This window comes from Paenibacillus sp. FSL W8-0919, from assembly GCF_038003785.1.
GTDB lineage: Bacteria > Bacillota > Bacilli > Paenibacillales > Paenibacillaceae > Paenibacillus_AQ > Paenibacillus_AQ lactis.
On record NZ_JBBOPV010000001.1, the window covers coordinates 6,485,506 to 6,507,357 of the forward strand.

Annotated in this window: 17 protein-coding genes; 1 reads left to right on the forward strand and 16 read right to left on the reverse strand. The window is 49.9% G+C overall.

Going from position 1 to position 21,852, the window contains the following annotated elements; all coding sequences use genetic code 11:
• The first annotated feature begins 334 nt into the window (after window positions 1-334).
• Window positions 335-658: a helix-turn-helix domain-containing protein gene (locus NST44_RS31125; protein WP_279615620.1), complete on the forward strand. Its 324-nt coding sequence runs from the start codon at window positions 335-337 to the stop codon at window positions 656-658.
• A gap of 132 nt (window positions 659-790) precedes the next feature.
• Here NST44_RS31125 and NST44_RS29395 read toward each other — a convergent pair whose 3' ends face one another.
• From NST44_RS29395 to NST44_RS29470, 16 genes are all read right to left on the reverse strand, one after another.
• Window positions 791-1,273: a hypothetical protein gene (locus tag NST44_RS29395; protein ID WP_100085245.1), complete on the reverse strand. Its 483-nt coding sequence runs from the start codon at window positions 1,271-1,273 to the stop codon at window positions 791-793.
• A gap of 131 nt (window positions 1,274-1,404) precedes the next feature.
• Window positions 1,405-2,346 (reverse strand): VanZ family protein, encoded by a 942-nt coding sequence (locus NST44_RS29400; protein WP_007130970.1) that lies wholly within the window; start codon window positions 2,344-2,346, stop codon window positions 1,405-1,407.
• Window positions 2,347-3,484: 1,138 nt separating this feature from the next.
• The gene (locus NST44_RS29405; protein ID WP_340901324.1) at window positions 3,485-5,641 is read right to left on the reverse strand and encodes an alpha/beta hydrolase; all 2,157 of its coding nucleotides are present in this window, start codon (window positions 5,639-5,641) and stop codon (window positions 3,485-3,487) included.
• Between the two features lie 89 nt (window positions 5,642-5,730).
• On the reverse strand, window positions 5,731-6,504 hold the full coding sequence (locus NST44_RS29410) for an ABC transporter permease (protein WP_340901325.1): 774 nt from the start codon (window positions 6,502-6,504) through the stop codon (window positions 5,731-5,733).
• Window positions 6,505-6,662: 158 nt separating this feature from the next.
• Window positions 6,663-7,430, reverse strand: a complete 768-nt coding sequence (locus NST44_RS29415) for an ABC transporter ATP-binding protein (protein ID WP_007130972.1) — start codon at window positions 7,428-7,430, stop codon at window positions 6,663-6,665.
• Window positions 7,431-7,528: 98 nt separating this feature from the next.
• Window positions 7,529-8,230 carry a type IV secretory system conjugative DNA transfer family protein gene (locus tag NST44_RS29420; protein WP_244152735.1) on the reverse strand — a complete coding sequence of 234 codons (702 nt, stop codon included), beginning with the start codon at window positions 8,228-8,230 and terminating at the stop codon, window positions 7,529-7,531.
• Between the two features lie 100 nt (window positions 8,231-8,330).
• Window positions 8,331-8,522: a hypothetical protein gene (locus NST44_RS29425; protein WP_007130974.1), complete on the reverse strand. Its 192-nt coding sequence runs from the start codon at window positions 8,520-8,522 to the stop codon at window positions 8,331-8,333.
• 21 nt (window positions 8,523-8,543) lie between these two features.
• Complete coding sequence (locus tag NST44_RS29430) at window positions 8,544-9,449, reverse strand: hypothetical protein (protein WP_007130975.1); 906 nt, start codon at window positions 9,447-9,449, stop codon at window positions 8,544-8,546.
• On the reverse strand, window positions 9,446-10,321 hold the full coding sequence (locus tag NST44_RS29435) for a PcfB family protein (protein WP_040739002.1): 876 nt from the start codon (window positions 10,319-10,321) through the stop codon (window positions 9,446-9,448). Before NST44_RS29435 ends, NST44_RS29430 begins: the two co-directional genes overlap by 4 nt.
• The gene (locus tag NST44_RS29440; RefSeq protein ID WP_007130977.1) at window positions 10,230-11,639 is read right to left on the reverse strand and encodes a relaxase/mobilization nuclease domain-containing protein; all 1,410 of its coding nucleotides are present in this window, start codon (window positions 11,637-11,639) and stop codon (window positions 10,230-10,232) included. Before NST44_RS29440 ends, NST44_RS29435 begins: the two co-directional genes overlap by 92 nt.
• Window positions 11,640-11,653: 14 nt before the next feature.
• On the reverse strand, window positions 11,654-12,010 hold the full coding sequence (locus NST44_RS29445; RefSeq protein WP_040739004.1) for a plasmid mobilization protein: 357 nt from the start codon (window positions 12,008-12,010) through the stop codon (window positions 11,654-11,656).
• Between the two features lie 268 nt (window positions 12,011-12,278).
• Window positions 12,279-12,596 carry a type II toxin-antitoxin system RelE/ParE family toxin gene (locus NST44_RS29450; RefSeq protein ID WP_007130979.1) on the reverse strand — a complete coding sequence of 106 codons (318 nt, stop codon included), beginning with the start codon at window positions 12,594-12,596 and terminating at the stop codon, window positions 12,279-12,281.
• On the reverse strand, window positions 12,574-12,864 hold the full coding sequence (locus NST44_RS29455; RefSeq protein ID WP_007130980.1) for a type II toxin-antitoxin system Phd/YefM family antitoxin: 291 nt from the start codon (window positions 12,862-12,864) through the stop codon (window positions 12,574-12,576). Before NST44_RS29455 ends, NST44_RS29450 begins: the two co-directional genes overlap by 23 nt.
• A gap of 164 nt (window positions 12,865-13,028) precedes the next feature.
• Entirely contained in the window at window positions 13,029-13,979 is a 951-nt protein-coding gene (locus NST44_RS29460; RefSeq protein ID WP_007130981.1) for a DUF3991 domain-containing protein, read from the reverse strand.
• 49 nt (window positions 13,980-14,028) lie between these two features.
• Window positions 14,029-14,313, reverse strand: coding sequence for a hypothetical protein (locus NST44_RS29465; RefSeq protein WP_007130982.1), 285 nt, complete (start codon window positions 14,311-14,313; stop codon window positions 14,029-14,031).
• A 181-nt stretch (window positions 14,314-14,494) separates the two neighbouring features.
• Window positions 14,495-21,778: a DEAD/DEAH box helicase family protein gene (locus tag NST44_RS29470; protein WP_007130983.1), complete on the reverse strand. Its 7,284-nt coding sequence runs from the start codon at window positions 21,776-21,778 to the stop codon at window positions 14,495-14,497.
• Between the last annotated feature and the right edge of the window lie 74 nt (window positions 21,779-21,852).

A 21,852-nucleotide genomic window follows, 5' to 3' on the forward strand; every position in this document is an offset into this window, starting at 1 on the left:
ATGGAAGCCCTGATTCCTTTTGTAACGGCACTGCATATTCTTTGATTTTATCCAATGCGTATACTACTAGTTGATTCGCTGGCTTTGAAACCTCTACTGGTTCGGGACTCAACTTTCCAGTTGAATAAATTAGCATCGTATCGCCGCCTACTTGCTTGATTGAGGCGCTATAAATAGTGATCAACTCACTAATACGCAGTCCCAATTGAGTCAATATATTTAACTTATAATGTTATGTATTTTTTCGATTGAAACACTTACCCTTAGGATAAGCAGGGAGGTTGTAAATCGATGTCTGATTTAAAAAAAACTGATCTGTGAAAAAATTCGTAGCATACGTAATAAAAAAAATCTGACCTTACTTCAATTAAGCCAAATAACAGGGCAACAAACCTCATATTTAACCGAAGTTGAACTTGGAAAAAGAAATTTAGCCATTGATTCATTGGAAAAAATCATGGACGCTCTTAACATAAAGCCAGGAAATCTTTTAGATTTTCGAGAAATCGATCCAGATTCTCAGGAATTTGGGACCAGAACTGTCCTTGAGGTCCACTATCAATTTCTATTAGGGAAGAAGAGCGAAGATGTAAAGATGATCCATAAGATAACAACGGAGATTTTCAAATCAATAGATGCCGCAGCGAGGTCTGAATAGCCATTTTTTATCGCCATTAACACAAAAAGAGCGTTTTCTTTTTTACACGGGATTTCGCTCTTGTAGTTTCTTTAACTGTACCTGCCAATAATCGCTTCAATAATTTGTAAGTTTTAAGAGCTGACAGTATCCCTATGCAACGCTTAGCCATGTTTTAATTTGGTCTAATGTTGCCTCACTTTTGGCTTGGTTGTAAATATATTCAATCATGTCGTGCTTTTTCTGGATACGGTAGTGATGTAACCCATCGTTTAAACTTCCTTGGCTGTCATACTGGTAATATAACGTAGAAAACATGAGCAGGGTCAAGTAACGATCAATCGCCTGAGTAGATCGAACCTGGTAACGATCCATGGCCGGTTGTACTTTCGCAGTTCGAAAATACGTTTCAATGTCCCAACGTTTGCTGTAATAGCATAGAATCTCTTCATTGCTCAGTGAAATATCCATGCTCAGAAAGGCCTTCATCAGCTTAGATTCAAAGCCATCTCCCTCTTTCCAACATAGGAGCAGGGCGGCATTTTCCAAGAGATTGAGCTTCCCTTCATAGCGATATACTCGGTAAGCGGAGGAGCCGATCGTTCTCCAGACCTTCAGCTCCTTTAAAATACCCAATTGGACAACCAACCAGCCTAGGTTATAACCAGGTTTCTGAAAATCCCGATCTCAAAAGTAAAAAAAGCGCTTGAAAACCCAAGCGCTAGGTGTTATTCATGATAAAATGGCGGCGAAATCCCTTTAAGCACTTAGTTCCAGAGATACTGCATCCGCGTATACCCGACATCCCATGCTTTCATGTCGCCCTTAATCGTGATCTTCAGCTCATCCCCCGGCTCAAGCGGAATCTTGAATAGCGAAGGGAACAGATCAGGATGAGTACGCTGAAGTTCTCCAGAATTGCTCATGATCTCCCTGTCATCCCAAGTAACACTGATACTACCGGAATAATCCGTTGGTTCGGGGCATCCGTAATCGAAGGAGAAAATCGTCTGTCCCTCAGACTTGTACGTGAACGTTCTGGAATCTCCGCCTTCAGCGCCATATAGGTTATAGCGGAGCGGTATCTTCTGTCCGTTGATTTGAATACTGTCCGGTTTGTCTCCTCCGGTGGATGAATTGCCCGAGTTGTCCGTCCATTCAGTGATCGCCACAAACGGACCCTCTACTTTAGTTGTTATTTTGTCTACCGCCGCCCCTAATCCCCATAAAGCTATAAAAAGAACCATACCCGATATAGCCGTTGCCACCAGATTGCGCCCGAGGCTCCGGTAACGGAAACCAAGCTTGTACGCCCCAAAACCGAGGGCTGCTCCAATCGAATTCTGAAGAGCGTCGTTGATATCGAAGCTGCCCAGGAATGTAAGGGCCTGGATCGTTTCCAGCACAAGAATCGCGATGAAGAATAAGATGATGAACCGGACAAAGCTGACCCGGTATAGCCATGGAATCAATATACCGAAAGGAATAAACGCAATAGTGTTCCCGAAAGCCACCATACTCATTAGGTTGGGATGCAGGAGATCAGCTGGAGACGGCAAACTAATAAAGTTCTCCGGCATGAAAATAAAGGTGTAGCTGGAAATTTGCTCCGAAGCCTCTCCTCTGCCGAAAGCGAAGAACATAAAATAAAGTACAATAATGGTATAGACAATAGTTGCGGTTAGTAAAATTTTGCGTTGTTTGACCATGCTTAACTCCTCCACTCTATTTTTCCACTTGTCACTATAACCTACTTGCCTGTTTCATGAAACCCCCACCCCTTAGCTTGATTAACTTTACTTGCCCAAATTCAGTTCTATGAAATGTAAAAAGAGACACCCTTGACTCTCTGACCAACCACTCCACGCAGAGGAGAACATGATATGTCTCATACGTTTATCACAACAAAATCATTGGAACAATCGGTCGGAACAATGGAAACTTCCGCTCCCCTGCATGATACACGCCGCTCATGCCTACTTGATGCAGGGTTTGAACCGGTGATCCGACTTATAGACGTCCGCATTACACACAAGAGCTAAGCATCGCAAGGCATGTAGAATTCAAGGCAATATCTTCACCCAGCGATTAGTTTCTGAAGTATTTGGCGAGTCATGAATGTGATCGGTCGGTCTTCGCAAATCATGTTCCAGATTTATTGTGTTATTCGCTTTTGCTTCATCCAGCAGGGCGGCCATTAACTTCTAGTATTCTTGGTAAGTCTGATCCGACCTCTTGGCTTACTTCCGCAAATTTTGAAGCAAGAAACGCCGGAATCCCCGGTTGTTCTTCATTTCACCGAATTACACTTTTCCACCTCGATCATGCGCCGGACGGAAAGTTCACGACCTTCCTCGCTCTGAAGTTCTTCACGTGCTTTTGCCTTTTAGCCAAGATAAGTCATTTCTCACTTTAATCTCGCGATTCGCTTGCGCTTTGCTGCAACGCTCCTTAAGTGGGCAACCTTCAAGTCTGCACATCGGTAGTAACGCATTTGTACTTCATACAAGCTTTCATTTTTTTGTATGCTCTCGCGCAGAAGTGAAGCGCGCATGGGCTTAATGACTGCAGGCGGCTCATTCAGGTTACAAAAGGGCGAGGGAGTGGGTATGGGTGAAGGAGTTTACGTCCGCCCTTTGAACGTCGTGTTGTACTCTTCTAACCTTTTCCAAGAACACGACGTTCAAGAGCGACCAGAACTCGTTCCCCCTCCCGACAACTGCAAGATTATAAAAGAGGGATCTGTCCCTAGTCATTTATGACTTTGAGACAGCCCCTTAAAATTAGAGTAGTAACCCGTAGTGCTTGATTTTACAACTTTTCCTCTAGATGGTTCAGTTATGACCGTTATTCCAACACCTCCACATTCGCATAAGGAGATTTTGATGACTCTAACAGGGGCTGCGACACCCCTTTCAGATGCATGTCGAAAAACGCGGTAATGTAATCGCGTTGTGCCGCAAGCGCCTGTTCCGGCTCGACGATTCCAACACTCCCCTGGACGACTTGAGGAGAAAGGCTCAGCTTACTGCTTATTTGCGGCAGCAGATATTGTTGATCGGTGAACGTATAATGCGCCCCGTTCGGTATCGCTACATCTAGTTTCCACCCGCTCGACTCGTTCCAGAACGATGCCCTATCCTCCGCCGTGAGATGGGGATCCACCTCTCCCTCGTCGGTAAAACCAGCATTCATTAGTAAAAACGGGCGGTCAAGTCCATGCTGAGCAACCGGAAGCAGGTGGTTGGGTAAATAGCCCATCGAGCCATCCATATCGATACCGGCGCCGATTCGCTCATCTTCATACATCGCTTGGGCAGCCGTTGCGCCGCCAGCAGAATGACCAAAAATGCCGATTCTAGATAAGTCCAGTGCAAGGTCCAACCCTTCAGGCAGCTCACGTTTCGCATGATCCGGATTGTTCCCTTCCTTGAGCGCCTCCAGTCGATCCAGTACAAACCGGACATCATCAACCCTGACGCTCATCATTTTCAGTACCGTATCCGCCCCGAAATCAGGCAATTGCTCGGTCTCTATTCTCCCTTCGGGAAACTCGACGACCGTTGTCTCATATGTATGGTCAATGGTCACAACGACATAGCCATTACTGGCCAATTCCTGAACGTTAATCGTACCTAGACTTCTCGGAACAGATCCGCCCGGAGAATATATGATGACAGGCCAGCCCTTCTCTCCGTGCTCTGCGGGTGCGTTCAGCGAAGCATGAACGCCGATGTTGGATAGATCGATTCGGCCGGGCTCTACTCCGATTGTCGGCATGACGGTTTCGTCGTAAAATGCAGCTGCGTTTGGCGGTATATATTTGGCTTTCTGGCCAACCTCCCGGGTGGCCGGGTACCAGATGCTGATCATAAGCTCCCGCTTTCGATCCTTTACCCAAGGATCGGCTCGGTCGATATCTGTCAAGTGGAGCTCCGTCACGCCCACTGGCATCTCGCCAGTCGGCTCAGGTAACGTGATGTGAATCCGTTCACCGGTATGCGGTTCGTCGTATTGTACTGGCGGTTCCGCCAAGATGAACAGGCTAACGGCCGCAACCATTACGGCTGCTGAGGCGAACATGGCGAACCTAACCTTACGAGCAGACTCCCCGTTAATAAACTTTATGATAGAATTTACTGTGATCATGTAATATGTCATATAGATCACCATAAACAATCCAACGCAAACCAATATTGGAAGCAGGAGATTTATACCACCCATTCCTCCGAAGAGCTTCCGCAGCCAGTTAAAGATAATCAAATAATGACCGAGGCCGACCAACAGCGGCAACAAGAAGATCAGTGCGTTCTGTTTCAGGATCGTAGCGGCGATTTCCTTGTGGCTCACGCCGATTTTTTTCAATATCTCATAGCGAGAACGATCGTTCGTCGCCTCCGTCAACTGTTTAAAGTATAGGATACTTCCCGTTGCTAGAAGGAACATCACACCCAAAAACCCTAGAATGAAAACATTGAAAGCCGCATTCTCGATGCCGAGGCGATACACGGAATAATAGGTCGACAGCTTCATTTCTGATGTCTGTATAGCTGCAAGCGCATCGGCAGTCTCTTTCGTATTCTTCTGGTCCTCAACGATGTAACCAACATATTGCTTGGTAGGAACTTGCGCTTCCAGCTTGCGAAATGTATCGTCCGCAACGACGACCATAATATCCGGATAATGCCAATTGAGAACACGTTCAAGCGTCATGCCTGCAAATGCTAAATTAACGTTCCCATTAGGCAAATCCAGGGTGATGGTTTCTCCTGCATAATCCGCCCATTCGTAATCCGTATACATGGGGCGAATAGCGATCGCATGGTCAGATTCGTTCAACGTTAACCGGTCAAGACTCAGCGCATCCGCTACACGATTATATGTGCTAGCCGCTATCACTTTCACCGGATGCTCGGCTGCCTTGCGCTCACGATCAGACAAGATATCGTCGCTTGACGCTTCGCCGCTCAGATGAATGACCGGAATCGACATCTTGGCTTTCACGGGATGCGCATCGTCGCCACGTATGATCTCCTCGACCTTTTGATCGACTTCGTCATCCTGCGCAATATGCATGTAACTAAAAGGTGCCGTTACACGTGCCGTGTGCTCGTAAGCGTAGTAAGGCTGAAACCGAAACTGAAGGCGCATAGTGCGATTGCGGACAAGATGGTAATGACGCTTAGCGTGCGTGCATTCCCTTTCATTCGGTACACCAGGTTGGAAATCATGATTAGGTTCATGCCCTTGTAATAATGGGACTTCCGCCTCTTGGCGTATTTCAGCAGGTAAATAACGAGCGATGAAAAAAGCAAAAAAGTTCCTGCGATGATGCCGACGGTCATGACGCCCAGGTTCGTAAAGATCTGTTCATTATTTTCAAAATTCCGAAGTCCAAATCCGTAGCCGACGATGAGCAACGCGACCGCGGCGGCAGCGGGAACGATCGACGCCCTCGGTTCCTGCTCCCCTTCCTGCTCTGCGCGGAACAATTCGATAAGCTTGAATCGATAGACCAATCGATAAGCTTGTATAGAAGTTATTGTAATTAGTATAAGAAATATAACCACAGTGGTAAGCACCGCAGGAAGGGAGAACGTGATTCCGACATCGACAGCTACTCCCAATAAGCGCATTAAAATCATGGCAAACAGCTTCGACAATAGCGTACCGGCCACAATGCCGAGAACCAGGACGCCGGCTCCAATTGTCATATTTTCATAGAACAGCATCCGGCCGATTGTTTTTTTTGGAAAACCTAATAAAGCATATAGCCCGACTTCTTTTTTTCGTTTGTGGGTAAAAAATTGGCCAGAGTACATCATAAAGACGGATACAAACAATACCAGGATGATTGATCCAACCATGAACACAGATTGCATGCTATCTGAAGATTCGACAGCCTCGACTACCTGCGTACTATATTGTAGTGAAGCAAAGACATAAAATATGGCGACGCTTGCGAACATGGAAAATAAATATATGAAATAGTTGCGAAGATTACCTTTTATTTTTCTTGGCCAACTCAAATAACGTCATCCGTACGCCCTCCAAGCACCGTCAACACATCCAGTATCTTTTTAAAGAATGCTTGTCGCGGTGTCGTTCCTTTGACGATCTCGGCAAAAATGACACCGTCTTTTAGAAAGAGAACTCGACTGCAGTAGCTTGCCGCTAATGCATCATGAGTCACCATCAGAATGGTCGCATGCTCTTGTTCGTTCAGTTCATTTAGCGCCTCTAGCAGGCTGGCCGCAGCTTTAGAATCCAGCGCTCCCGTCGGTTCGTCGGCCAGAATCAGTCGCGGACGCGTCACAATGGCACGGCAGGCAGCAGTTCGCTGTTTCTGACCTCCGGAGATTTGGTAAGGGTATTTTTCTAGAATATGCTTGATGTTAAATCGTTCCGCAATGGCAGACACTCTGTTCTCCAATTCGTCGACCGATATACCGGACAACGCGAGGGGGAGCAGAATGTTTTCCTTGACCGTCAACGTATCCAGCAAATTATAGTCTTGAAAAATGAATCCTAGCTTGGATCGCCGAAAAGCCGATAACTGCGCCTCGTTCATTTGAAGAACGTTTTCCCCGTCGATCACGATGCTGCCGGAGGTCGGTTCATCGATGGTGGCGGCCATATGAAGCAGTGTTGTCTTCCCGGAGCCCGATGGCCCCATAATGCCGACAAATTCTCCTTCGCCTATGCACATATCGATCCCGTGAAGCACCGGCACGACGTTCCCTTTATTCCCATAACTTTTCGTTAACGCTTTTATTTCAATAACCGTTTCCACTGTATCTTTCCTCCCTGCTTTCCCTTTTTCAATTTCCATCGTACCATGCCGGTGACTAGTTATCCTTACGCTGAACTTACGTTTTTCTACTGGCGAGCTTACATTTTTGTCACGGTACTAGTTGCAGTAGTGTTAGCCGAATTAAGATATAATAGGATTAAGGATATGGAGGCGTATGGAATGAAGATGAAGATAATGATCGTAGAAGACGACCCGACTATTCGGGGGTTAATCGGCGAGACCGTCGGGAAGTGGGGATACGAATCCGTGACCAATTTCAAGACATCCTTGTCGTCCTGCAAATAGACAAACGGGTTATAGCCATGCGAACGATGCGGGTGAATCAGGTCCAGCACTTTGATGTCATAGCCTTTGGCTTTAAGCAGATGACCGGTGTCCCGCAATATTTCCCCCTTTGGGTCCAGAACGACATAAGAGGTCGAGGCTTGCATCACATTCGGCTTAGCATAGAACCGTGTTTTGCCCGCGCCGGAGCCGCCGACAACCAACACGTTCAGGTTCCGGCGATGCTTGCGGCCATCCAGACCGATTTTGACCCGCTGCGTCAAAATTTTGTTTTGTTCCGTCCGTCTGTCTCGATACTTGGCATTGACGGTTTTCGCTCGGCCCCAGCGGGCGCTGCCGTGCTCTTCCCGCCGACGATAATTCCGTGGTGTCGCCAAATAAACCCCAGCGCAAAGCCCATAGATCAGCGCAAAAATCAACAAGCAGCGGGGCGTATCGTCCACCCACTCTATGTTAAGCGGCTGGCGCATCGCCGTGCTGAGATGGACCAACATACTCGGCAATCCTTCTGACCATGCGGGAGCAACCAACAGTGCCAACCAGATGACGGGAATAAAAAAAGCCGCAAAGAGTATCAAATTACTCCTTGCGGCTTCATCGCGTTTCATAATGCCTCCAGCGCTTTTTATTTAGAAGTGGGGCATCAATCATTTTTAACAATAAATCATCCACGGCATCCGTCGGTCGTTTCTCACCGATTAAGTCATTTCGTAACGCATTCAGCGCATGGACGACTATCCCGTGCTCATAATGATTCAAGGACAAGATTCGTTCCTGTTTTTTCATAGCACTCCCTCCAGACAAAACTTAGCGAACCGGATCGTATCGTTTAGGCTGGCGCTGTTGTGACAGGTTCCGGTTCATTCTCTGGGATGTTTGTTGAAAAGCTTCCTTCATGAGCGTCAACTCGGCACGAACTTGCTGCGGTTCCAACCCGTTCCACTTCTCCGGCGCTCGATCAAAGCGGAAGGTGTCGGTTGCAACACCAAATTGCCTGCACAACATATAAGAAGCGGAGTAGGCAACAAACTCGTTATCTGAGCGGTTGTACCGTCCATCGCCACGATCCAGTTCAGCATGTGTCAGTTCTTGGGCAAGCGCTCGAAAAATATCGCCGGCCTCAAGCCCGCGACGAATGGTAATGTTTTTTGTATCTGGCTGATAGAACGCGTGCTTTACCGATGGCAACGCATCACCAATGCCAATCGGAACAGGGGCGAGGTCAATTAACGCTTTAATACGGGCGCGATCATCCGGGAATGCCGGTTCTTCCCGTTTCAACGCGGCGGTCGTTTGCGCAATATCAAACATCTTTTTCGGATTGTAGCTGATACCGGTGCTGCCATCCTGCTTTTGATAGGTTTCGCCCGGTTCCAGAATGTAAAACCCTGTTTCCTTTCGACGAATGAATACCCCTTGTTCCTTCCATGTGTCAAAATCGGCAATGCGAGTCGCGTTTGGCCGCTGCGCCAGAATCAGCAACGCATTGGCCACGCTATAGCGGTCAAAGCGGCTCTGGACATCCAAATATTGCTGGAACGCCTCACCGTTCTGCATCACCGACAAGGTGGTGGCATCAATCGTATCATATGTCCATTGCCGCAGCTCCTGTTTCTTTTGCACCCATGCTTCTTTATCGAAGGATGGTTCGGTTGTACGGAAAGAAGAGGAAGCCGCAGCATCCTGTCGGAATAAATCATCCAGTTCGCTCATTTGGCTTTCCCTCGCTTTCGTCCTTTTGCTTTGTTGGCTTGTTGTTTATCGGCGGCTATCCGCTCCTTTCGAGACGGCAACGGTTCCGCTTGTTCCCGCGGCTGTCTGTCTTTCTCCCATATCCTTTGCTGCCGGTTCTCTTCGCGTATTTCCCGCAATAATTGACGGACGGACACTCGCTCCGGCTCTTGACGAGAAGGTGGATCAGTATCCCTTGCGGTAACCTCGTTGCGCTCGAAGGTATTCTCGGACGGATGGGACGTTTCCGCCGGTTCCTTCTCCGCTGTTGAATGGTCGTCCTCCGATGGAGTCGGCTCCGGCAGTTCGGACTTTCCCATCAATTCATCCAACAAGTCGTCCGTATTCCTTTCTTCTGCGATTTCCTTCGACAGCTCTTGTTCCTGAACTTGCTCGTGACCTGGTTCATGTCCTTGTTCCACAGCAGGAGCTTCGGACATTCCATTGGATTTTTCAATTTCACTCTTAATTTTGGCGGTATCCACAGTGGCCAAGTGGAAACGCTCCACGATCCGATTGATTTTGGACGCATCCTCCGCCCGGACCATCACATCGCACATCCCGTCCACGTTCTTTTTGTCGCGCAAAGCACAGTACAACACGCCATACCGCTTGGCTTCCTTGCAGAAGGTTGCCAGGTCTTCGTTCTTGACCGCAAATACCTTTAATTCTTTCCCACTGCGCAGCAAACTCTCCAACCGGATGCTGCCCTTTGTTCGTTTTTGTCCTTGCAAGGCCGCAAACAAATATACCGCCAAATGCTTAGCGCCTTCGCCGGAAATCTTGGCCATGACTTCGATGCTTTTCAAGCTCATGTTGACAACCTGATTGGCGGCTTCCGTTTCGGTACTCATCGAAAATTTCCTCCTTTCGATCCTGTGCGCCACTTCTGTTTAACGTCTCTCGTAATTCTCCTGATCGCTCCAAAATGCCTTGAACCAGCTTCACCTCCTTTCGAAGCGAGGCAAGCCGTTTAGAACAAACAGCAATTTGCGTTTTGTATTGTTCTCGCTGGCCAGCATCCTTGCAGCGGCGAATTCGGTTGTACAACGACTTGCGCTTCAGGTGCAGGGATTGGATCTGTTCCTCCAACCTGTCACGGAAAGCGAGAAGCTCCTCTTGATGGGTGAGGCGATACTTGCATAGCAGCTTGGTTTGCTCCATCAATACCGACAAGTGTCTCAAATCCTCCCGAAGTCTAAAGGATGGCTTTTTGACAGGCTTTCGTTTTCTAGGAAGCACACCCATTTCAAACAAGTAGCGGATATATAAAGCTTGCAAGCCGCGCAATTTGCGACCAGACCGAACATGGCTCTTACACATGGCACGTCGTCTGCGGACATGGGATGGCCTTTCCCGTTCAGGTATTCGGTTTCGCAATATTCGCTGCTTGATCGCTTCCTCGGTATAGCCATCGCCTAGACTGCGCAAACGGACAAAGCGTGTCTTTCCAGGCGGCCGTATCGCCATATGTTTAACCGCCGTTTTTAGCTCATAACCTTGCTTTTGTAAATGGGCAAAAAACTGTGTCATCGTCATGGAAGATGCAATAGCCTGATCGATGTCCTGCCGGATTAGCCCTCTCCATGTTGGCTTTCGCTCACGTTCCGCTTTCCATTCTCCATAATGCTTGGCTTTGCCCGATTCGGGATGCTCGATCACCGACAAGTGATGTTCCTGGCAAAGCCGGTCGGATGTCTGTCTCAGCAGGGCATAGGAAGCTTTGTTGTCGTAATACCGTTTCCCATCCACAAAGGAAACCGAGTTTAACACAAAGTGATTGTGCACATGCTGTTTATCCAAATGGGTCGATATGACGACTTCAAAGCGCTCCCCCCACAACTCCTGTGCCAGTTTAACACCGATGGTATGGGCGATTTGCGGCGTTGTCTCACCCGGCGCAAACGCTTGATAGGCGTGAAAGGCCAATATGCCGTCCGTCTTAAAAAACTGCCGCTTCGTCCGCTGCATCTGCTCATAAGCCGTTGACGGATCGCAGTTGACACCGCTGACATATAGTTGCTTCTCCGTCTTGGCATCCGCCTGTGTATATACGAGTACCTGCTCCAAACCTCCGCCTTCGCTACGTTCTGCTGTCTTGTCAGGATTTGCGGCGTAATCCAGCACCCGCTTAAGCCTGTCGGTCACACCCCAGATTGCGGTCGTTGCCACGCGAAATTCCCCCCTTACGGCGGATGCACATTTGGATTCACTGGTGGTCTTCGTTCCGGTTCGGTTACAGACTGTTGAATCTGCTGGACTGCGCGGCGCAAGCGGTCGGCTTCCACCTGAAATGCAGCCCGTTCTAGATGTCCAGTCGTATGGGCCTTCACAGTGAGTTGATTCAGGTTATTCCCAATAGCGTTTAGTTCACGCATCATCGCGAAATAATCCAGGGGCGGTAGCGGTTTGGGAGTATACCCATTGATCAGTGCCCGAATGTACGCTTCCCGAGAAAGTCCCGTTTTTTTCACTTCTCTCATAAGGCGAGCATGCTCGCTTTCATTTAAGCGAACCAGAAAAGAGATTGGTCGTTTCCTCATTAGCATCACCCCTTTCCGAAAATGAGCTACCGACAGAAAATCTCATCGCCGCGGGACAATTCGAGCATCGAGGCAATAGCATCGTGCGAACGGGGTCTTAGGGGCTATGCCCCTAACAAGCGAATTTGGATATCCAAATTCAGTGCTTGCTACAACACGAGACAGTCGTCTCGCGTTGCCTTCAAGGCACCTGCCGGGAAAAAGAGAGGGACCCAAAAAACACAAAAAAGACGCCGATCCGCTCAGCGCCTTCCTTCGAACTTTTTTGTTATCTCACCAACCAGCGATAATCCTGACGGCAGTCTACAATGTAATCGACATACACGATTTCATCCTGAATTTGATATAACACCAGATACCATTTTTCCACGAACATCTTGTGATACTTGTTTGACGGGATAAATTCCGCTTCCAGAAAAGGATAGCGCTCCGGCATTCGCGCCAAGGAACGTATCGCTTGCAGTAATTCGTTTTTCGTTTTTCGCGCGGCATCCGGACTTTTCTCCGCAAGAAATCGCACATGAGTCGCCAGCATTTGGCGGGCGCGATCGGAGACGATGATCTTATAACGGGGCATCTTTTCCATGCTGCACCTCGTCAATAATGCCCTCCAGGTAAGCGTCCAGTTCATCCGGCGTCACGCCAACACGGCCCGCCAAACGATCTTCTTGCACAGCGAGCAGTTCTTCACGCAGCTTTAACATCTTCTCGCGACGGGAAAACGTATCAATGTCCATTACGACAAGATCGCCTTCACCGTTCTTGGTCAGATAAACCGGTTCCCCGGATGTTTTGCATAGATCGGCGATTTCATTATAGTTTTGCCGGATACTGGCGGAAGGTTTGATAATCATCTTGGTCACTCCTTGCATAGCTGTATATTGATTTTATTATACCTATTACATGCTATACAATCAATGCGGCTGCACTTATCCCCATATATTCACATCTTATCCACATGATGTGAAAATTTTCCGTAGCCCAGAAAGAAAAGACGCCAACCGTTCAGCGTCTACCGCTATCGGGATGGTTCACCGCGTCTTCTTCGGAATTCCATCAAATCGTTGTTTACATCCTTTCCGAACTTAGGCGGCTCATCGGATATGAGAAGGGCGGGGGAGAGGAGCCTCTGTATCGTGGCTGCCGCCAATCGCCCCGGCTCATCATTGTCCAGGTGCAGGACAAGTCGATTCACCTGGGGAAAGCACTGCAAGTAATGCGTTAGGGCAGACGGGGGAGTAGAGTCCTCCCCATTTGTCCTGGGCCTGTATATTCCGGCCAGCGACAGCTTATGCGCCTGCCGCCAATCCCGGCCAGCGAGATGTTCCAGCGTACAGTAGGATAAGAGATCAATAGCGCTCTCAAACAGATGCAGTTCCGTACAGTTTCCCGAGGCCGGAATGGAAAACGAATACCGCTTGTCGCTGCCAGCGGCTTCCCCCATATAACGAGTGCTTGTCGTACCGCGTATCGCCGCATAGCGCGGCGTTCCTTGCTGGTCGAAACCGACGAATACCGCGTTGTGATAGCGGCGGCTTTCATACAAACGCCCCGTTTCGAGACAGTAGTCGATCAACGTGCGATGGATACCACGTTTGCTGAGATAGGCCATGACGCGATGCGATGTACGATTCGGTTCAGGAAGTTCAAACCGCGCTGGAGATGAGCGTTGTTGCAAAGATTGCGAAAATGCAGGTGCGCTGCCTGGATGAACGCCTTCCATTTGCAGCACCGCATCGGGAAAAGACATGCCCCGCACTTTGATCAAATAGTCCAGCGCCGAGCGCCCGCCGATCCCCCTTGACCACCAGTACCATTTACCGTTGGAAATTTTCAAGCTGTCGTGTGTCCGGGTGGTGTAGACATTGCGGGAGCATCGGACCAGTTCTGCCGGCTCGTACATTTGCAAATATGTGAGCAGGTCCAGTCTTTTGGCACGTTCGATCTGTTCCTTGTTTACATAGCTCATTGCCGCAGCTCCTTTTGGAAATCCAGGCAGCGTCCGATGGGGTTATGGTTCATCGTGCCTTACCCCTCTTTTTGGGGTACGTATAAGCTCTGCCTTCCTTCAACTTCGTAACGCCTTTCTTGTTCATGAATGCGTCTAAATCGCCTTCATGAACTTGACTGGTCACCCCGTTTGAGTCGCGGATGTAATAATACGTGTCGCCAAATCCGTTTTTCTCTTTGGATATCAACTCCAACGATGGCACGGTTTCTCCCTCCTTGATCAAGCTGGTTCCGTAACCAAAAGGCGGCAAAATCGGACAAAAGCATCCGCCGCTTGGGCTGGCATACAACATGTTCATTCCTCCGGAAACGAGAAAAGGACCCCAAAACCGGAGTCCCATTCGTCATGAAATTGATAATTTTAACAAGTGAGCGATCTTCGACCTGTGAAATGCTCGCACCGATACCATGTTCTTCTCCGTAATGGTCAGCATGAAGTTCCCTTTCAGGGGGAGGAACGACGGTGTCAGGCCGTTATCGCCCACGGCCCACCACTCGCCGTTCGGGCGCTTCCGGTTCTTCGTCCGGAACGCTGTCCACGGCTTCATTCTCCCGCTTATCCATATTAAGCAGGGCATTCAGTTCCGCGAGTCGCGCCGATTTCGTTAGCAGCTCCTGTTCTTTCTCGAAAGGAGCTTCGACTTGTTCCTTCGCTGTTTCCATCTGCTGGAGCAGCGTGGAGAGTTGCTGGCGGCTATGTTCCAGTTTGGCTGGCAAATCCGCCAACATATTGTTCAACCGGGTGATGTTGCCGCCTGCATCCATCCCTAGCGAGATGGTATGGTCCAATGCGCCGCGCAGGGTCGCCTTGTATTCTTTATGGAAGCTGTCAAAGGATAACCATAGGGAAAAACCGAGATAACTGCCCGCCTCCTGCGGCTCGGATGAAGTCATTCCCTTGCACGCCTCCAGCAAGGCCGCGCCTGCTGCCGCTCTCTCCGTGTAGGTAAAATCCTTAATGACCATACCTGGGAACTTGGATTCATCCGTTCCCTCCGGCACAGCCGATTTGGAACGCAGATATAGAGCGACATCCTGTTCATATCCGGCAATTCGATCTTCTGTAGATTTGACTTGTTGCGGCAATACTTTCAGCAACCGATCCTCCAATGCGTAGCGTTGGCTCAAGTGATTAGCCTTGAGCAGCTTAAGCTTGGAAACCTGGATATCCAGGTCCATCTTCTCTTTGATATACGGATTACCGGTTGCCAGCGCCTTGACTTCGGCATAAGAAAGGGCTGCTTCATCGATATCCTCGGCAGAACGTACCGGCGATTTACTGGTCATGATTTGCGAGATAAAGCGCTGTTTATTCTCCAGCGTCTGATACAAATAAGCGTCGAACGTGTTCTCCGTCACATACCGAAAAATGTGTACCTCGCTATTCTCATTGCCTTGCCGGATAATGCGTCCGCTTCGCTGCTCCAGGTCGCGCGGGCGCCAAGGGCAATCGAGATCATGAAGCGCAATCAGCTTCGTTTGCACATTGGTGCCCGCCCCCATTTTAAATGTCGATCCGAGCAGTATACGAATCTGGCCAGTCCGCACCTTGGCGAACAGTTCCTTTTTCTTCACCTCGGTGTTGGCATCGTGAATGTACGCAATCTCCTCGGTAGGCACCCCTTTCTCTGTCAGCTTGCGTCGCAGTTCGTCATACACATTGAACGTTCCGTCTTGCTTTGGGATGGATAGATCGCAAAACACCAGTTGGGCTAGCCGCTTTTCCTCGTGTTCCTTCCATAGCCGAAACACATTGTCCGCACAAACGCTCACTTTACTGCCTTCGTCATCGGGCAACATCGGATTGGCCAGCCGTTGATCCAGTGCCAGCTTACGCCCATCATTCGTAATCTTGAGCATATTGTCTTCGTGCGGCTCTACTTCCTTGGCTCGCACCCGCTCAGCACGGTGGGCGAGATCCGCGACCATTTCCCGCTGGAAGTCGCTTGGCGGCACGGCAACATTGTGGAAATGGGATTTCGGTACGGGAAGCTGGAGCATGTCCGCCGTCTGGATGTCAGCCACTTCCTTGAACATATTCATCAGTTCCGGCAAATTGTAAAAACGGGCAAACCGGGTTTTCGCCCGATAGCCCGTTCCTTCCGGTGCCAGTTCAATCGCCGTGACCGTCTCGCCAAACGTCGAAGCCCAGGAATCAAAATGTTGCAATCCTTGCTTTCGCAGCCGCTCATATTGCAAGTAGCGCTGCATCGTATACATTTCCGTAATGGAATTGGAGATCGGCGTACCCGTCGCAAAGATGATACCCCGGCCTCCGGTCAGTTCGTCCAGATAGCGGCATTTGGCAAACATGTCCGACGACTTCTGCGCTTCGGTTTGCGACAGTCCGGCCACATTGCGCATTTTCGTGTAAAGAAACAGGTTTTTGTACGAATCGGCCTCGTCCACGAATAGCCGATCTACGCCCAGCTCCTCGAAGGTGACCACATCATCCTTGCGGCTGGTATCGTTCAGCTTTGCCAGCTTGGCTTGCAGCGTCTTCCTCGTCTTCTCCAGTTGCTTGATCGCGTACCGTTCGCCCTTGGCCTCCTTCAGCTCGCGAATGCCGCTTGTGATCTCGTAAATTTGTTCCTCCAGTTGTTGACGTTGGCGCTCCATCGATATGGGAATTTTCTCAAACTGCGAATGTCCGATGATGATCGCGTCATAGTCGCCGGTGGCAATCCGCGCGCAAAACGTTTTGCGGTTTTTCGTTTCAAAGTCCTTCTTGGTCGCCACCAGAATATTCGCCGATGGATATAGCTGCAAAAACTCCGCTGCCCACTGCTCCGTCAAATGATTAGGAACAACGAACATGCTTTTGCTGCATAAGCCAAGATGCTTGCTTTCCATGGCCGCAGCGGTCATGGCAAACGTTTTGCCTGCGCCTACACAATGAGCAAAAAGGGAATTGCCTCCATACAGCGCCCGGGCAACCGCATTGACTTGATGTTGGCGCAGCCGGATTTCCGGATTCATTCCCGTAAACCGAATATGACTGCCATCGTACTCGCGCGGGCGGATCGCATTGAAACGATCATTATACAAACGCGTTAATCGTTCCCGCCTCTGCGGGTCTTTCCAAATCCAATCGCGGAACGCTTCTTTCAGCATCTCCTGCTTTTGTTGGGCAATTGCGGTCTCTTGCTTGTTCAAAACGCGCTTTTCCACGCCATTCTCCAGCACGGTATCGAAAATGCGCACATCTCGCAAATTTAAGGTATCTTCCAAAATCTTATACGCATTCACACGATTCGTTCCGAAGGTCACGTTGGCTTTAATGTTGTTGCTGCGGTCATTGCTTTTCCCTCGGACATTCCAGGCAGCTGTATATTCGGAATACAAGACGTCGATAGACTGCCGGAACATGTATGGCGTGTCCACCAGTTCGAATATAAACTCCCGGATCACTTCCGGAGGAAGCCACGTCGCTCCTAACCGCACATCAATCTCGGAAGCATCCAAATCTTTCGGCTGCACCGCTTCTAATGCTTTGACATTTTCGCCGTACCGCTCTGCATCCATTTCGGCGGCACGCCGTGCAATCAGAAGTTTGTCACGAACGTTGCCAGACAAATAAGCATCCGCCGTTTCAAAAACCGGCTGTCCTTTCTCATCCAGTCTTTCCGGGTTGGGGAAGATCACGCCGCGCAACTCCTGAACAAGCTGTTCCGTTGTCATGTCGGTCAATTCTTGCATATAGGGGAGATCGACACGTGCTTTTTCTCCAATGGAGACGCCCAGCGCTTCCTCTGCCGTTTCCACATGCCGAACGGTCGTGCGCTGCCGAATCGTACGCTTCGTGAACATATCGGCTTTGCGTAGCAGCTTCCCTTCCTCGTCGAGCACTTCCAATGAACAAAGTAAAAAATAGGCGCTATCGTCGGCGAATGCCAGGCTGTTGGCGCGGCTGTTGATCAGACCGTATTGGGCGGTAAAACGATCATACTGCGCATTCAATTTCCGCTGCTGTTCCCGGATCTCTTCGTCGCTATAATCTTCCGTCTGGTATTCGATCAGTTCGCGCACCGTATCCCGCAATCGGATCATACCTTTGATTCGCCCGGCGGCCGTGGCCGACGTGTCCACTCGGTGCATCCGGCTGTTTTCGCGGTAATACAGTTGGCCGTCCACAAGGGTATAACTGAAATTGCGCACGGTCGGATCGGCCGGGAGGGACGTGTCTTCTTCATCCGGCATTACTTCCCTCTCAACCTCCACCCAATCGGCATGGATATTGGTCAGTGCTTCTCCCAGCAGTTCGCTTAAATTAGCATCCGGGTACGGGTTGCAAGTCGTCTCCTGTCTATTGCCATACATCCGGTCATCAAACGCCATCGTCCCAAGCACCATGTCAGGATGCGCAGCAAAGTACGCATTGATCGGCACGCCTTCGGCTGTCTCTGCCAAGCCAATCCATTCCACACTTTGTTCGGTGACAGTCACCATTCGGTCGCGCTTTTGCAGAAACAAAATATCCGCCGTCACTTCCGTTCCGGCGTTGGACTGAAAAGCGTTGTTCGGCAAACGAACCGCACCCAGCAATTCTGCCCGTTCCGCAATATACTTGCGGACAGCCGGGTTCTGTTTATCCATCGTTCCTTTGGACGTAATAAAGGCAATAATGCCGCCCGGACGCACTTTGTCCAATGTTTTCGCAAAGAAGTAATCGTGAATGAGAAACTTGTGCTTGTCGTAGCGTTTATCCGCCACACCATACCCGCCGAAAGGAACATTCCCTATGGCCAAATCAAAAAAACTGTCCGGCAAAGCGGTTTCCTCATACCCGCTGATCGCAATCGTTGCCTGCGGGTAAAGCTGCTTGGCGATGCGACCTGTGATGCTGTCCAGCTCTACACCAAATAGCTGCGAGTCTTGAAACGACTCCGGAACTAACCCGAAGAAATTGCCGATCCCGCAGGACGGCTCTAAAATATTGCCGTTGCGAAAGCCCATCCTTTCCAGGCAACCATAGATTGCTTTAATGACAACTGGAGACGTATAGTGAGCGTTCAGCGTTGATGCGCGAGCGGACGCATATTCGTCCGGTTCCAGCAACGATTGCAGTTCGGCATATTCGGCCGTCCATTGCGCGTTCGCTTCGTCAAATACTTGTGGGATTCCGCCCCATCCGACATAGCGGGCGAGAACGACCTGTTCATCCGCAGTTGCCTGGCGGCCTTCTAGCTCCAATTGTTTGAGCAAGCGAATCGCGGCTACATTAAAACCATACTTAACCTTGGCTCCGCCATGCCCTAACTGGTCATCGGTGATACGGTAATTCACCGCAGTCGTTTGCGGTGCAACAGACCGTACATCCTCGACAGCGGAAGGAGCAGAGGGTGCTTCCTCATTATGCGCCTCATCCGATACTTGTTCGGTTAACTGAAGGGATGCCGAGGCAGACTTCGGCTCATCTCCATCCGAAAGCTCCGGCTCTATTTCTTTTCCGGCAGGTTCCTCCGCTTCGGTTTCCACTCCTTGTTCATCAGTTAGCAGATGATCATTAAGCGGATTTTCACGCAGGATGCGTTCAAAATCTCGGCGTTCCAGTTCCTTGGTGAAAAGCGGAAAATGAACATCCCGCAGCATCACGTTACCGTTTTCCACCAGCAAAATCTCATATTCGTCCGCGCCAAAAAAAACCGTATCGCCGGGCGCATAGGCATAACGCGCCTGCTTCCGCTCCATCGTCTCCGACTGCTGTGAGGAGGACGGATGTTCTTGTTCCAACCGTTCGCGAGCAGACGCTTCTTCGGCCATCTGCCCGCGGCGCCCCTCCAGTTGCTCGGCAAATGCAGGAAGTCGTTCCGTTTCCAAACGATTCAGATAACGTCCCGCCGCCAGCAACTCGCCGATCCGCTTCTGTACCTTCATCCAAGGCAACACCAGCTTTTGCTCTTGATCCGTCATTGAACGTCGGGTCAACGTGATGCCTTTGCTATCATGATGCTCATAAATATCCGTGCCGATCAGTACAGGGGCGCGCCCGCCCGTGCCATATTCCCGTTTCAAAAATTCGGCGTTTTCTTTCTCCGATAACGATTGCTGAAAATGGAGAGCAATGCGATATTTACTGTTGGCAAAGCCGCTTCCTTGTTGGAGAATCGCATCGATCACCGCCTGCGGCCAGACAAAAGCGGAGGCTGTATCCGCCTCCGCCTGTTCCATAAATAAGGTTTGCTGCTGAACCGATGGCTCCGTCTTTCGTGCCGGGTCAAATTCGTTAAGTACTATCATACTGTTGATATGGCCGGCGATCACTTCCCAATCGTAAAAACTTTGTGCGGTTGGTTCGGTTGCCGGACCCGTCCAAAGATGGAGCACATTGCGATACGGTTCATACCCGATGAGAAGGTCTTCGTCCAGCGTAAGCTCGGACTGACCCGGCGCAAACAGGCTACGCACATACAACGCCCGCTCCCCTTCATTTTCATGTGCGGCGAAGAAAGCCTCGATTTCCGACTTGCTTTTCAGTAAAGGAGCGGTGCGCAGTAGATCGTTGATGGCATGATGGTCATGAAAAAACGGAAGACTCCGATCTTCCGTTTTTCGATCATACCATTTTAGTTGTAAATCAGTTCTGTCAGAATGGTCTCCTCCACCTGTTGCTTCAGGCTGTTCATGTAACCCGTCCAGCCCAGCGGATCGCTCGCTTTGTCCGGGGCCGGGTGCAGACGGAGCAGTTCGTTCATCGTCTGTTCGAGCTGCGTCCGCGCCGACCGGTCGATTTCCGTCAGATGCTGGTGCAGTTCGCCCGAGAGCAGCAGGCTGGCGTATGTGCCTTTCTTCTCGGTTTTCAGGTAGTTTTTGCGCAACATCCCATACTTGCCGATCAGTTGATGATCCTCGGTCAGTGTCAGGTCGGGCAGCAGATAGCCCCCTTGACGGGTGTAAGTCACTTCCATGTTCATCCGTCCTTTCTGGCAATCGTTTAGCTTCATTTTGTGTCAAGGCCGTTTCTCTTGCAACGGTGCGAACGTCTCTAGCCTGTGAAGTCTGACGTTCTACACGCCGCTGCACCCGTATCGTCGATTCGATTTCCCGCAGCATCATCTCCGCGATGTCGCTGATCGCTGCTCCAAGCTGCGAAAGAGCGGGCAGTGTATTGAAATTCCCGATGCCTGAAAGATCCTCCCGTCCAATATAGTGAGGGGCGTTCATACCACAGCGGGTTAGTGCCATATAGGCAACGGAATGATACACAATCTGACGGAACAGCACTTCCACAGGTTGGCGTTCCAGTTCTTCAAGCAGACTGCCCTCAAGCTCTCGAACAAGCAAATCCACATAATCCGAACTGTTGTCATCCACTGCGTTCCGGGCTGCGCTCAGCAGCGCATTCGGCCATGCCGCATCCGGTTCCTGCTCGCCAAACGCATTGTTCAACGTTTCCGTAACGACCGCTATATCGCCCGGCTCCATGCGCCAAAGCGAGACCGGTCGAGGATCTCGGCTTTGCGTGTCCGAGATATCAAACACATGCCGTAACCCAAAATGGTTGCCCCGGTCTTCGATAAGTGCAATACCTTTCGCCCCGCGTTTGACCCAACGGTTGAGCCGCTTGTTCCAGACGTCGATGGATGCGCAAGCTGTAGCATCGGGCCGCTGTGCATAGATTAATAACTGATCTTGAAACGGATACTTGTAGTTCCACGCCGCTGTCGATAAAAAATCCGCCCAACGGTCGGGATGTTCCACAACCGTGCGGGCGGTATGAACGGACAAATCAACGATATGCTGTATTTTCGCGGTCAACGGTACCTTTCTCCTTTCATAAGATCGTAATCTGATTGGCCAGTTGAATCCCCTCCTCCGAATAGCGGGTCATG

What these genes read in the sequence shown, in the direction of transcription:
- NST44_RS29460 (WP_007130981.1), bottom strand. Translation starts at nt 13,979, where the DNA reads ATGAGCTATGTAAACAAGGAACAGATCGAACGTGCCAAAAGACTGGAC.
- NST44_RS29450 (WP_007130979.1), bottom strand. Translation starts at nt 12,596, where the DNA reads ATGGAAAAGATGCCCCGTTATAAGATCATCGTCTCCGATCGCGCCCGC.
- NST44_RS29420 (WP_244152735.1), bottom strand. Translation starts at nt 8,230, where the DNA reads ATGTTGGTCCATCTCAGCACGGCGATGCGCCAGCCGCTTAACATAGAG.
- NST44_RS29455 (WP_007130980.1), bottom strand. Translation starts at nt 12,864, where the DNA reads ATGATTATCAAACCTTCCGCCAGTATCCGGCAAAACTATAATGAAATC.
- NST44_RS29410 (WP_340901325.1), bottom strand. Translation starts at nt 6,504, where the DNA reads ATGGTTGGATCAATCATCCTGGTATTGTTTGTATCCGTCTTTATGATG.
- NST44_RS29465 (WP_007130982.1), bottom strand. Translation starts at nt 14,313, where the DNA reads ATGTTGTATGCCAGCCCAAGCGGCGGATGCTTTTGTCCGATTTTGCCG.
- NST44_RS29400 (WP_007130970.1), bottom strand. Translation starts at nt 2,346, where the DNA reads ATGGTCAAACAACGCAAAATTTTACTAACCGCAACTATTGTCTATACC.
- NST44_RS29425 (WP_007130974.1), bottom strand. Translation starts at nt 8,522, where the DNA reads ATGAAAAAACAGGAACGAATCTTGTCCTTGAATCATTATGAGCACGGG.
- NST44_RS29435 (WP_040739002.1), bottom strand. Translation starts at nt 10,321, where the DNA reads ATGAGTACCGAAACGGAAGCCGCCAATCAGGTTGTCAACATGAGCTTG.
- NST44_RS29430 (WP_007130975.1), bottom strand. Translation starts at nt 9,449, where the DNA reads ATGAGCGAACTGGATGATTTATTCCGACAGGATGCTGCGGCTTCCTCT.
- NST44_RS29445 (WP_040739004.1), bottom strand. Translation starts at nt 12,010, where the DNA reads ATGAGGAAACGACCAATCTCTTTTCTGGTTCGCTTAAATGAAAGCGAG.